The organism is Streptomyces sp. S6 (genome assembly GCF_054880855.1).
The window spans coordinates 1-12,698 of the sequence record NZ_JBTYMC010000197.1 but is presented as its reverse complement, the minus strand read 5'-3'; the positions used below and the strand labels follow the sequence as shown (position 1 = coordinate 12,698).

General features: G+C 72.9%; 8 protein-coding genes. 3 read left to right on the top strand and 5 right to left on the bottom strand.

Annotation, left to right across the window (positions count from 1 at the left end):
* Positions 1-459 precede the first annotated feature (459 nt).
* From ACVNF4_RS23945 to ACVNF4_RS23935, 3 genes are all read left to right on the top strand, one after another.
* Entirely contained in the window at positions 460-1,578 is a 1,119-nt protein-coding gene (locus ACVNF4_RS23945; protein WP_461804940.1) for a GNAT family N-acetyltransferase, read from the top strand.
* A 28-nt stretch (positions 1,579-1,606) separates the two neighbouring features.
* Entirely contained in the window at positions 1,607-2,980 is a 1,374-nt protein-coding gene (locus tag ACVNF4_RS23940; RefSeq protein ID WP_461804937.1) for a glycosyltransferase family 2 protein, read from the top strand.
* An 80-nt stretch (positions 2,981-3,060) separates the two neighbouring features.
* Positions 3,061-3,816 carry a polysaccharide deacetylase family protein gene (locus ACVNF4_RS23935; RefSeq protein WP_461804939.1) on the top strand — a complete coding sequence of 252 codons (756 nt, stop codon included), beginning with the start codon at positions 3,061-3,063 and terminating at the stop codon, positions 3,814-3,816.
* A 261-nt stretch (positions 3,817-4,077) separates the two neighbouring features.
* Here the strand turns inward: ACVNF4_RS23935 and ACVNF4_RS23930 are convergent, their stop codons facing one another.
* The 5 genes from ACVNF4_RS23930 to ACVNF4_RS23910 all read right to left on the bottom strand — a co-directional run bounded on the left by ACVNF4_RS23930 (position 4,078) and on the right by ACVNF4_RS23910 (position 12,147).
* A complete protein-coding gene (locus tag ACVNF4_RS23930; RefSeq protein ID WP_461804936.1) occupies positions 4,078-4,944 on the bottom strand; it encodes a glycosyl hydrolase in 867 nt (288 codons plus the stop codon).
* 398 nt (positions 4,945-5,342) lie between these two features.
* Positions 5,343-5,768, bottom strand: coding sequence for a hypothetical protein (locus tag ACVNF4_RS23925; protein WP_461804935.1), 426 nt, complete (start codon positions 5,766-5,768; stop codon positions 5,343-5,345).
* Positions 5,765-7,540, bottom strand: a complete 1,776-nt coding sequence (locus ACVNF4_RS23920) for a glycosyltransferase (protein ID WP_461804934.1) — start codon at positions 7,538-7,540, stop codon at positions 5,765-5,767. The genes ACVNF4_RS23925 and ACVNF4_RS23920 overlap by 4 nt, the downstream gene beginning before the upstream one ends.
* A 1,116-nt stretch (positions 7,541-8,656) precedes the next feature.
* Positions 8,657-11,017, bottom strand: coding sequence for a lipopolysaccharide biosynthesis protein (locus ACVNF4_RS23915; protein WP_461804933.1), 2,361 nt, complete (start codon positions 11,015-11,017; stop codon positions 8,657-8,659).
* On the bottom strand, positions 11,014-12,147 hold the full coding sequence (locus ACVNF4_RS23910) for a DegT/DnrJ/EryC1/StrS family aminotransferase (RefSeq protein ID WP_461804938.1): 1,134 nt from the start codon (positions 12,145-12,147) through the stop codon (positions 11,014-11,016). Before ACVNF4_RS23910 ends, ACVNF4_RS23915 begins: the two co-directional genes overlap by 4 nt.
* Between the last annotated feature and the right edge of the window lie 551 nt (positions 12,148-12,698).

The window sequence follows — 12,698 nt, the reverse complement described above, 5'->3', positions numbered from 1 at the left end:
GGGTGTTGGTCTGCGGGCGGCCTCGGCGGTCCCCGCCGCGTGACACTCGCCCGCGCGGGACGACGGGTTCGCGAAGCGGGCGCCCGCGCGGGGGCGAGGGCTGAAGCGGGGGCGAGGGCTGGAGCGAGGGCGTCAAAAATGGGCGTCCACGCGCGGGAGGGCCGGTTCGTGAAGTCGCCTCCCGCGCGGGGCGATGGGGAAGTTCTCGGCGGGGCCGGGCCCTTGTCCTGAAACGTGTGCCCGCGCGGAGCGGCGGCGGAGCCTTTCGGTGGCCAGGTGACGCTCCGGGGCGACGTTCGTCATCGAACTGCCATCGAATTCCCAACGCTTCTGCGAAGACTGCACCAGTTGGCAACAGCATGAGCCGCTATCTACCGCAGGCCCTGTCTGGAGGGGTACGGTCCATGTGTCCAGGGGGGACTTGATCGGGGGGTCAGGTTGAACAGTGGGCGCATTCGTGTGCTGCGCGCGCAGGAGTTGGGCGAGGGGGATCGGGAACGGTGGCGTGCTCTGCGCGCCGCGTCGCCGGCCCCGCGCAATCCGTTCATGGAACCGGAGTTCGTCGAGGCCGTGGGGCGCGTACGGGCGCGTACGCGGGTCGCGGTGGTGTACGAGGGGCGTGAACCCGTCGGGTTCCTCCCCCACGAGCGCGGTCCGCTCGGCATGGGCCAGGCCCTCGCGCACGGCGTCTCGGACGCCCAGGGCGCGATCCTGGCACCCGGACTCGGCCTGGACACCGCCGAGTTGATGCGGGCCTGCACCCTGTCGAGCTTCGCGTTCGACAACCTGGAGGCGGAACAGGCCCTGTTCGTCCCGCACGCAGCCGCCGAGTACCCGGCCTACGTCATCGACGTCGAGAAGGGCTACGAGACCTACGAGTCGGTGCTGCGCGGCCAGTCGCCGAAGTTCCTGCGGACGACGCTCGCGAAGGAACGCAAACTGGGGCGTCAGGCAGGCGAGTTGAGGTTCGTGTTCGACGAACGCGACCCGGCCGCGCTGCGCACGCTCATGGCGTGGAAGTCCGCGCAGTACCGCCGCACCGGCCGCCGCGACCGGTTCGCGCAGGAGTGGATCACCCGCCTGGTCGGCCTGCTCGCCCAGACGCGCGCCCCGGAGTGCGCCGGCACACTCTCCGTCCTGTACGCCGGTGACCGGCCCGTCGCCGCGCACTTCGGACTGCGCTCGTCGACCGTCCTGGCCTGCTGGTTCCCGTCGTACGACACGGAGTTCGCGAAGTTCTCGCCGGGGCTCGTGCTGCATCTGCGGATGGCCGAGGCGGCGGCGGCCGAGGGGATCGGCACGCTGGACCTCGGGCGGGGGGCCGCCGAGTACAAGGACGCGCTGAAGACCGGGGAGATCCCCGTGTACGAGGGGGCGTGGACGCGGCCGGGGGTGGGTTCGGCGCTGTACTGGCTGAGCCGCGAGCCGTCGCGCCGGGCGCACCACTTCGTGCGCGGGCGCCCACGGCTCGCGAGCGCCGCCGCCCGGGTGCTGAAGGGGGCCGGGCAGTTGCGGGGTGGCATGGGCGGGACCGGAGGCGAGGGCGCGGGCCGGAGCCCGGAGCGGAAGGGCGCATGACGAGGGTTCATGACATCGAGGGGGGTTCATGTCCCGTACGACCCGTACATCCCAGGTACGGGCCGAGATACGGCGGTTCCTCGCCGTGCGGCCCGTCCAGATCGCCGAGGTGGACCTGACCGGTGCGAGGACCGGTGCGGGGACCGGTTCGGGGGTGACCTTGAGACCGGGGCCGGGCAGTCCTCCCGTGACCTCGGGGCCGGTGTTCGCACTGGTCCGCCGGGAAGGGCGCCCGGTCGGCACGGTTCTCGGGGAGATCCCGGAAGGGGCGGACCCGAAGACGGCGCTCACGGAACTCGCCGAGCGGATCGACACCGGCGCCGCTCACACCGACTCCCTTGCTCCACACGCCGGTTCACCCCCGTACGGCTCCCCCGCCCCGCCGCCGCACACCACCGTCGTCATCGCCACCCGTGAGCGCGCCGGGAAGCTCGCGCACGCGCTCGACTCGATGCTGGCGCAGGATCATCCGCGGTTCGAGATCGTGGTGGTGGACAACGCGCCCGTGACGCGGGCGACCCGGGACCTGATACGGGAGAAGTACGCCGAGCGGGTGAGGTACGTGTGCGAGCCGGTGCCGGGGCTCGCGATCGCGCACAACCGGGGGGTGGCCGCGGCACGCGGGGAGGTCGTCGCGTTCACGGACGACGACGTCGTCGCCGATCCCCGCTGGCTCACCGAGCTGACCTCACCGTTCGCCTCGGACCCCGGCCTCGGCTGCACGACGGGGCTGATCCTCCCGGCACGGCTGCGCACCCCGGCCCAGGTCCTTCTGGAGAGCCACGGCGGTTTTTCGAAGGGGTTCGTGCCGAGGACGTACGACCCCGCCGAACCGCCCGCCGACCAGCCCCTGTTCCCCTTCACCGCCGGCCGGTTCGGGTCGGGGGCGAGCATGGCGTTCCGTACCCGGGTACTACGGGACGCAGGGGGGTTCGACCCGGCGACCGGGGCCGGGACCCTGGCACGCGGGGGTGACGACCTGTACGGGTTCGTCAGGGTCCTCGCGCTCGGGCACCGGCTGCACTACACGCCGTACGCCGTCGTCTGGCACCACCACCGGGAGACGTGGCGGGACCTGGAGACGCAGGCGTACGGGTACGGGGCGGGGCTGGGCGCGTATCTGACGGCGGTCCTGGTCAACAGCCCCGGGCTGCTGCCGGCGTTCCTCGCACGGCTGCCCAAGGGGGTGGCGTACGCGTGGGAGTTGACCGCGCGGCGGGGGGTGGGAGAGGCCGGGCCAGAGGTGCGTCCGGTTCCTGTCGGTCCCGGGGAGCACGGTGTGCGGGATCATCCCTGGCCGCGTCGGCTCTCGCGGCTCCAGCGGCGGGGGATGCTCTACGGTCCGGTCGGCTATCTGCGGGCGCGGTGGGCGCTGCGCGCGGCTCGGGGAGGGGCGAGGTGAGCGGCGGCGAGGGTGTCATACCCGGGGGTGAGGGGGTCCGGGACGAGGGGGTCGTACCGGTGTTCCTCTATCACGCCGTGATGGACGAACCCCCTGACTGGATCGCGGAGTTCACGGTGACACCGAAGCTGTTCGGTGAGCATCTGGACGCCGTCGTCGACAGCGGCCGTACACCGATCACGATCAGCGCGCTCGCCGAATTCCTCGCCGGGCGGGCCCAGTTGCCGCCGAGGCCGGTGCTGCTGACGTTCGACGACGGGTTCGCGGACCTGCCGGGACCGACCGCCGAGGCCGTGTTCTCACGCGGGCTCACCGCGACCGCGTACCTCACGACCGGGGCCATCACCCCGGGAGAGCGCAGCCTGTTGCCGCCCGCGCCGATGATGTCGCTGGGCGGTGCCGTGGAGTTGGAGCGGGCCGGCATGGAGATCGGCAGCCACACCGTCACCCACGCACAGCTCGACACTCTCGCGCCCCAGGCCCTCGCGCACGAACTGCGGCACTCCCGCGCGGTGTTGGAGGACACTCTCGGGCACCAGGTCCGTCATCTGGCGTACCCCCACGGCTACAACGACCGCCGGGTGCGGCGGATGGCCGCCGCCGCCGGGTACGAGACCGCGACCGCCGTACGGCACGCGCTCAGTTCGGAGCGGGACGAGACACACCGCATCGCCCGGCTGATCGTGCGACGGAGTCATACCGTCGGGGACGTCGGGGACTGGCTCTCCGGTAAGGGGGCGCGGATCGCTCCGTACCGGGACGCGCCTCGGACGGTGGCGTGGCGGTGGTACCGGAAGGGGCGAGCGGCGGTGCGGGGGCCAGTGTTCGCGGGGTGAGGACGGTGGGGTGAGTGTGGCGGGCCGCGCGGAAGTGGCTGGAAGGGTACGGGGGTACGGGAAGTCCCGTACCCCTCCGGTATTGGGGGAGGTCCCGTACCCCACCGGTCCTGGAAGTCCGATGGCCCTCGGGTACTAGGGGGACTCCCGTAGCCCTCAGGCGCCAGGAGGGCCAGTAACCCTCAGGTGCTAGGGGTACGCCCCGTACCTCTCCGGTACGGGGGCTCCCCGTCCCCCTCCAGTGCTACGGGAACCCCCGTACTACTTCAGCGGCTGGTTGAGGTACGGATCGGAGACGGCCTTGCTCAGGCTCGCCCATGCCTGGGAGTTGGCGACGGCGAGGTCGCAGTGGGGGCCGGGGTCACGGTAGTTCCACTGGAGGGCCGCCTTGACGCCGGTCAGTTTCTTGAGGACCGAGGGGACCTGGGCGTACCAGTCGGCCTGGCGGCGGGGCCGGGTCGGGTCGTTCGCGGTGCCGAACTCGGAGAGCATCAGCGGTTTGTCGTCGGAGATGTTCGCGCGGATCCAGTCGTGCGTGGCCTGCTGGGTCTGGGCGAAGGAGAGCCAGCCGGCCTTGTGGCACTGGTAGTAGTTGTACTGGTTGTAGGCGACCCAGTCGACGTAGTCGTCCCCGGGGTACATCCGCTTGATGAGGTCGGCGTGGCCGAGGTAGCCGGTGGTGATCCAGGTCCACACGACGTTGGTGACACCGAGTTCCCGGAACCGGTCGTGGATGTGCCGGTAGGCCCGTACGTAGTCCTCGGGAGTGCCGCTCTTCGGGGTACGCGTGTCCATCTCCAGGTCGAAGGAGAGGAAGACCTTCTTCCCGTACGACTTGATGCGTTTGGCCTGGACGTCGATGACGGACGCGTCGAGGTCGCCCGCCGCGAGCTGCTTCCACGTGGGCTGCTGGGCCGCCGTTCCGCCCCACACCTTGCTCTCCCAGGAGAGCAGGAGGAGCCGGTCCGCACCGACCCGGCGCTCCTCGTCGGTGAGCAACTGCCCTTCCCTGCGCTCCCCTTGGGCCAGGGACATGTCGTGGTAGGTGTAGACGATGTCGAGGGGGCGGCCGATCTGTTTCTCGTACGCCTTCACCTTCTCGGGCAGGTCGTCCTTGGCGTGCGGCACGAACGCCCCGAACCAGGCGCCGCAGGGCGGTTCGAGCAGGGCTGTCGGTGCGCACCGGCCGCCCTGCGTGGAGGGGCGGGAGCCACCCCAGTCCCTGCCGCCGGAGGAGTGGTCCCGCAGGAGGAGTACGGCGGTGAGGCTGACGCACGCGGTGAGGGCGGCGGTGAGCGCGAGGCGCCGGGGGCGGGGGTTGCGTCGTCCCCGGTGTCGTCCGTGAGGGGTAGGGGGCGTACGGGGGCCGGCGGAGGTCGTACGGGGGCCGGCAGGAGCCGTACGGGTACTACGGGTACTGCGGGTGTCACGAGGTTCGGGCGTGCCGGTGCCCGGCGTGCGTTGTCCCGTAATACCCGGGCGGTACTCGTGGCGTCGGAGGGCGTTTCGTAAACGGTGGAGCCACCTCACAGGGCAGTCCCTTTCGCAGTCCTCGGCGGGGAGGCGCGCAGGCGCGGGCAGAACGCCGCGACGGTGGTCAGCAGCGTCAGCGTGAGCAGGACGCGCTGCGCGCTGAAGGCGTGCGTGGCGATGAACACCGTCCCGACGATCATGGCGGCGGACACGCTCACGAAGACGGTCAGCATCAGCCGCTCCAGCAGGTCGGAGTGGCGTTCGAAGGCCGGGTCCCGGCGTTCGACGGGGCCCTCGGCGGGCCGCGCCGTGAGCGCGGGCCCGCAGATTCTGACCAGGGCCGCGCCCGGCCCCGCCGCCAGGAACAGTACGACGGCGGCGCCTCTGAAGAGCGAACCGCCGGGAAGCGCGAGGGAGCTGACGGCGAGCCAGCCGGCGAACGGGGCCGCCGTCCGGACGGCGAGTTCCTGCGGGGTCATCGGGCCGACTCCTTCAACACGTACGCCACGCCCGCCTTGTTGGCCGCCACCCGTTCGAACAGGGGGGACTTGGCGACGGAGGTGCGGATGTGGTCCAACTGGGCTTGCGTGAGGAGGCCGTTCATCTCCGAGTCGGCGTACTGGCCCTGGGTGAGGACCAGGTAGGCGCGGGCCGGGGAGTCGACCGCGGCCATGTCGCTCGCGAGCGTCGCGGCCGGGTTCGCGAGGATCTTCTCGACGTGCGCGCGGGAGTCGTCGAGGAACCAGTAGTGGTCGACGCGCCAGTAATCCGCGTACGCCAGCGGGTAGTTGCGGTCGGCGGCGACGACGAGGGAGCCGTCCGGAGCGCGGTCGAAGACCTGTTGGAGGAGGTGGACCTCGGCGGGCGGGAAGTAGCTGATGCGGTCCTTGCCGGAGTAGCTCGGGACGAACGCGAGGGTGCCGGCGAGGAGAGCGGCGAGCGGGAGCCAGGTGTAACGGCGGTGCACGGTACGGGGGTTGAGCTCTGTGGCGGTGAGGGTCCTGACCTGGGGTGTCAGGGCCGCCGCCGCGAAGAACGCGGCGCCGGGGAGCATGAACATCAGGACGCGGAAGATCATCTCGCTGCCGTAGCTGCTCGCCGCGAACATCGGGAGCGGGGCGACGGCGAGCAGGAGCAGCGGGAACGCACGGTGGCGCAGGACCGGTTGGCGCCAGGCGCCGAACGCCGCGAGCAGGATCACCGACGCCGACAGCAGGCGGGCGGCCCAGGAGGTCGTGATCGCGCCCGTGCCGGTGGGGGTGGCGCCGTAGCCCGTCTCGACGTTGCCGCCGATGTCGCCGACCGAGCGGAGCATGTCGGGCATCGTCGCGGAGAGGAAGGGCAGGGCGGCGGTGAGGCACCAGGCGAGGAAGATGACGACCGTCGTGACGAGCGGGACCTTGTCGCGGTAGCGGCGGGCGAAGAAGAGGATCGCCAGGGAGATCACCAGCATGCCCGGGGTGAGCTGGTGGGAGATGACGATCGCGACGACGAGGAGGGTGAGGACGACGGTCCACACGGCGGCGCGGGGTCGGCCGTCGGGGGTACGGGGGGTGGCGTACCTCCTGAGTACTACGGCGAGGACCCCTAGGTGGAGGGCGAAGGCGACGGACTGGGGGGAGAAGTAGTCCTGGCCCACCCAGTTGGCTGTGCAGAAGAGCCATACCGCCGTCCAGACAAGGCGCCTGTCCTCGGTGAACGTGCGGTAGATCAGCAGCAGGGGAAGCAGGAGGAGCAGGCTGGAGACGAGGGGCCACCACGCCATGAACCGCACGGCGGAGTCGACGCCGAGGAGGCGGACGAGGGCGGCCTGCGCGGCGAAGAAGCCGGGCCACTGGTCGTAGACGGCCATGTCGCCGAGGGCGTCCGAGCCCTGGAGGCGCCCGGCGGTGAGCAGGTGGTCGATCACCGCGTCGTGCTTCCACGCCCACGCGTACAGGGGGGTCGGGTAGAGCACCGCCTGCGTCGCCCGCTCCATCACCAGGAGGGCCACGACGTAGGCGGGTGCCCAAGCGGGGTGCCTGCGGCGGGAGTTGACCAGCGTGAACCAGAAGCCGCACGTCAGCAGGGCGAGGGCGGCCCAGAACGTCGGGTGCAGCGCCGTGAGCAGCCCGAAGTCGTCCAGCCCGCTGACGTCCGTGTGCCGTACGGCGTACCCCCACAGCCCCAGCGCCCCCAGCAGCCCCGCCGCCGGCCACAGCGCCGAGTGGTACCAGGGGCGCGCGGGCGGGAGGTCGGCGAGATCGGTCACGGGGTCTTCGGGGAGGGGGGAGGGGGGTGCGGCGAGGGCGGTGCCGGGGGCCGCGGCCCCTAGGGGGCTTACGGGGTCGGGCGCGGGGTGCGTCGTCCCCCCTAGGGGGCTTACGGGATACGACGCGGACGACGCCGTCCCCCCCAGGGGTCGTACGGGTCGCCCGCCGGACGACGCCGGCTCACCCGGCCCCGAGGGTCCCGCGCCCCCGTCCTCCCCTCCCCCGGCCCCTCCCCCGGAACCCCCCGCGACCCACCACCCCACGGCACCGGCCACCGACCGCCCCTCCCCCGCGGACCACTCCCCCACCGTCGTCTGCCCCGCGGCCTCGGGCCACCGGACGGCCCGCCCCCGCCCGGCATCCGCGGCCGGCTCCCCCACCCGCGGATCCCGAACTCCCCCCACCGCACCCGGCCCTTGCCCCCACGCCCCGCGCGGCCACCCGGCACGCTCCGACGACACCTCCACGCCGGGCTCGGGGGTGGAAAACCCACCGGCTGAAGTGGCGGGCGCCGGACCTGAGGAAGTCGCCGTATGAGGAGGACTCGCCGGGAGGCGCCGCTCAGGCCGGACGGCGTCCCCCGGCCCCCCGGCCCCGCTCGGCGTGCCTCCTGTACCCGCCCGGTCGGCCACGTCACCCGACAACTCCCCGGCGCCTCCCAGCCATTCAGCCTCACCCGCCACACCACCCCACCCGACCACACCACCCCGCGACTCCCCGGCCCCCTCCCCGGACCGACCGGCCTCACCAGCCCCACCCCCCGCACCGGCCACCCCCGTCATACCCGCACCACCCACCTGCCCGGCGCTCGGCCACACGGTGTCTCCCGGCCGCCCGGCCTCATCCGACGACACGTCCCCCGCCCCCACCTCACCGACCCCGGCCGACCCAACTCCCCCCGGCACCCCACCACCCCGCCCGCGCCCGCCACCCCGCAGCCTCCGGGTCCCCTCGGACACGCCGGCCCCCCGTTCGTCCGCCCCCGCGTCCGGCGACGGCGACGAGTCGGTCCTCGGTGGTGATGTCTCGGCGCTCTGGGAGCCCTCGCCGGGTTCTGGTTCGGTTCTGCGGATCGGCGGACGCACGACGGTTCCCCCCTGGCGTTCGGCGTTGGGTCAGGTGCGGTCGGTGGACGGTGGTGCGCGGTGGAGCGAGAGGAGCAGGGCGAGGACGAAGAGGGCGGCCAGCGACGGCGGCGCCATGGACGCGAGCGGCTCTCGCCACGCCCAGCCCCCCAGGGCGGCGAGATACAGCAGTCCCCAGCGCGCCGTCCAGGGCAGTCGCAGCCGCTCCCCCAGCCGGGCGAGCACCTGCGACAGCGCGACGAGACACAGCAGTTGGCAGACCGGCGGCGCCCATCTGAGCAGCGGCTCGGGACCGTCGAGCCCCATCGCCTCCGCGAGGAATCGCGCCGTTTCCGTATAGAACGTCCCTCCGACCGCCTCCGGTTCCCGCCCCAGCGAAACCGGTACGGCGTACAGCGCGACCACCACCGCGCCGAGCGCCGTTCCCGGCAGCCACGGGTCACGCCGCAGACAGAGCGTCACCGACCCGGCGTACAGCAGAAGGAGGACCAGCCCCGCGACGAGCGCCGTCACCGGCAGCGCGTCGAGCATCGCCCGCCCGGTGACGGACCCGGACGACGCGGTCGCCCCCGGGGAACCCGTCATACCCGTAGCCCTCGTAGTACCCGTAGTACTCACGGCCCGCAGCCACGGCAACTCCCGCACCCCCACGACGAACGCGGCCACGGCGGTCACCAGCGCCCCCCACATCGCGCCCCTCAGCCGACGCTGCCCCGCCTCCGACCACAACCCCCTTGCCTGATAAGCCGGTTCAGCTCCGACCCCTTGGGGAGGCACTCCCTCCGCCGGCCCCGAAGACGACTCCGCCGACACCCCCGACGACAGCTCGGAGAACGAACCCGGAGACGAACCCCGAGCCACCCCCGGCACCGCCCCCCGAGGCCAGACGATCATCGCCAGCGTGTCCGCCTCCAGCGCCTCCCTCTCGAACCCCGGCCGCCCGATGAACAACGGCACCGTGTCCTCGTCGGCGACGGACGCCCGCCGAGCCCAACTCGTCCCGTACCCGGCCGAAGCGGCACCCGCGGACACCCCGGCACCCTCCGCGAGCCCTCCGGGGGCCGCGGCCCCCGACACCGCACCCCCCTCCCCCACCCGCAACGCCGCCCGCAACCCCACCACGGAGAACACCGCGACCACCGTCATCCCGCCCAGCACCGCCCACCCCGCCCCCGCGATCCCCGCGCTCCCGAACGACAGCGCCGCACCCCCCAGCACCAGCCCGCACATCGCCCCCTGGAGCACGGCCAGCATCCCCGTGCGCCCCTGTACCCGTAGTACCCCGATGTACAGCTCGACGACGACCCGGGGCAGCGCCCCCAGCGCCAGCAGCCGCAGCACCGTCGTCCCGTGCTCCGCGTAGTCCTCGTCGAACGGCGTGAGGATCTGCGGCGCGAACGCGACCAGCACGAGTACTACGGGTATGAGAAGCACCGCCATCCGCCGCAGCGCGCCCCGGACCCCGTCGGTGAGATGACGGGGGTCGTGGGAGGCGTGGGCCGTGAGGGAGGAGGCCATGTTGATGGCCATGAACTCCATCGTCCCGCCGACGGTGTAGGCGACGTAGAAGTAACCGTTCTCCGCGGCGCTGAACCGCACCGCGACCATCACCGGCAGCAGATTGATCATCGCGAGGCTGAACAGCGCGCCGAGCGAGTCGCCGGCGAGGAAGCGCCCCATCTCCCGCAGCCGGGGCGGCTCGACGTGCCGGTCGGCGGCCTGCTGGCGCGGGATCAGCCGGCGGAAGATCAGCCAGCCGAGCGGCAGGGTGGAGAAGGCGATGGCGGCGGCCCAGGAGACGAAGATGCCGAGCACGGGCAGCGCGGTCGCGAACACGGCGAGCAGGATGAGCTTGCCGACGGAGAACACGGCGTTGCCGACGGGCACCCACAGCGCCTTGCGCAGCCCCGTCAGCACCCCGTCCTGGAGCGTCAGCAGCGCCCACGCCACGCACGCGACGACGAACGCGGCGCCCGCGGCGGGCGTCCCCAGCGGCGCGTACGAGGCACCCCACAGGTCGAGCGTCAGCAGGAAGACGACCGCGGCGATCGCCACGACCACCGAACTCGCGGCGTACGCGCGCCACACCAGCGCCCCCGTCGCCCGTCCCGCGCGCGGGACGAACCGGACGACGGCGCCGATCATCGTCGTCGCGGTGATGCTGGCGAGCAGCCGCATCGCGGCGATCGCGGCGGAGCCCTGTCCGACGGCCTCCTCGGAGTAGTAGCGGGCGGCGACCAGCCAGAACCCGAGCCCGAGGACGGCGGAGACGCCGGTGCTGAGCATCAGGAAGTACGCATTGCGGAAGAGCGAGTCGGGGCCCCCGCGCGCGGGAGCGCCGTCCGGCTCCTCCCGCGCGGTGACCGCCTCCCGCTCCTGCGTCTCCGTCACGGCAGGCCGCCTTCGGAAGCCGCGCGTACGCCCGCGCCCGCCAGCACGTCGATCACCTCGCGCGCGCGGAGCGGGTCGACCGGCAGGGCGTGCCGGGCGAACCAGCGGGCGCCGGACGGGTCCGGCGAGACGTCGGTGAAGTCGGCGCCCGCGTAGTCGTCCAGCGGCGGGTCGTACAGGTAGCCGACGACGATCCCCCTGCGCGCGAGCGCCTCCCGCGCGGCGTCCCGGTCCTCGACGAACAGGGGGACACGGAACAGGGGTTGCGGCGGGCCGTCGTACGCGCGGGCCCAAGGGGTCGCGAGGAGGCGTTCGGTGCCTTCGCGGCAGGCCGTCAGGACGTCGTCGAGGCGGTCCAGTTTGCGCTGCACGCGCGCGAGGCGGCGGGTTCCGGCGCGCAGGCGGTAGTCGTGCATGTCGACGCGGACCCAGGGGTCGTGCCCCGTCAACCCCGAGGCGGCGCGCGCGAGTTCGGCCGGGCGCAGTGGCATCCGGATCTCCTCGCGCTCCATCTTCCCGAGCAGCTTCAGGGTCGCCCAGGCGGCCTTGCGCAGGCCCAGTCCGCGGACGGCGGCCTCGGCGTACGGCCGTACGGTGTACGCCAGTTCGGCGGTGGGCCGCACGGGGAGGAGCAGGTCGTCGCGGGCCTTCTCCAGGGCGTCGCGCAGGCCGGGGTCCGCGCACGCCAGGAAGCCGCCCGCCTTCGCGCCGACGTGCTTGGACAGGCTGAACACGGAGGCGTCGCCCCACGCGCCGACCGGCCTGCCGCCGGCCTCGCTGCCGATCGCGTGCGCGCCGTCCTCGAACAGCGGGACGCCGAGGGCGTCGCACTTCGCGCGCAGGCGGCTGCTGTCGTCCGGATTGCCGTACAGGTTCGTCGTCAGGACGGCGGACAGGGTGCCCCAGGTGGCGTCCGGGACGGCGCCCACGTCGATCGAGGCGTCCAGCGGACGCAAGGGCGCCTGGACGGGTCTGAGGCCCGCCGCGAGCACCACGAAGAAGATCACGTCGTCGTTGACCGGCGACATCAGGACCCGTCCGCCGGGCGGGCACCAGTGGCGCAGCGCCACGTACAGCCCGAACCTGCACGACGGGACGTATACGCATTCCCGGCCGAGTCTGCCGCGCATCGTCGCTTCCAGCCGCGCGAGCCGGTCCGTCTCCCCGGTCCCGCTCGGCCGTACGCCCTGACGCGCCGACCCCGGGCCGGCCTCCCCTTCGGCCATCCGCCCCCCAGATGCGCCCCATGAGAACCCCCTCCCCGAGGCCCTCCAGCACCCGCCCAGAGTCTCCCCGTTCGCACCGCTCCGTCAAGATTGCGTCCCGGCCTGTGGATAACTTCCCGTATCCCACTGAAAACACCCTGGTGCGCCGACTGGGCGCTTGTGAACCATGTGGATGCCGGTCCTCGGGTCCGGGCGTGCCGCCGGGCCGGCCAGCCGAAGGGCTGACGGTGCCGGGGGTGCGCGGTCATACTGGCGGCGGAGGGGCGCTGAGCCGGTGAGGGACGCCGCCGCACCGCGCGCCGCTCCGTCGCCCTGCCGCTCCACCGCTCTGCCCGCCCTGCCGCCCGAGCAGAATCCGGAAACCATGGGATGACCTTCTGTCTGCTGCTCCTGAGTGCCGTCGGGCTGACGGCCGCCGTGCCGGTGCCGCGCGCGCTGACGCGGGCGCGGTGGCC

Bases quoted from the DNA above. Each gene is read 5' to 3' on its own strand.
- ACVNF4_RS23940 (WP_461804937.1), top strand. From the start codon at position 1,607: ATGTCCCGTACGACCCGTACATCCCAGGTACGGGCCGAGATACGGCGG.
- ACVNF4_RS23935 (WP_461804939.1), top strand. From the start codon at position 3,061: ATGGACGAACCCCCTGACTGGATCGCGGAGTTCACGGTGACACCGAAG.
- ACVNF4_RS23925 (WP_461804935.1), bottom strand. From the start codon at position 5,768: ATGACCCCGCAGGAACTCGCCGTCCGGACGGCGGCCCCGTTCGCCGGC.
- ACVNF4_RS23910 (WP_461804938.1), bottom strand. From the start codon at position 12,147: ATGCGCGGCAGACTCGGCCGGGAATGCGTATACGTCCCGTCGTGCAGG.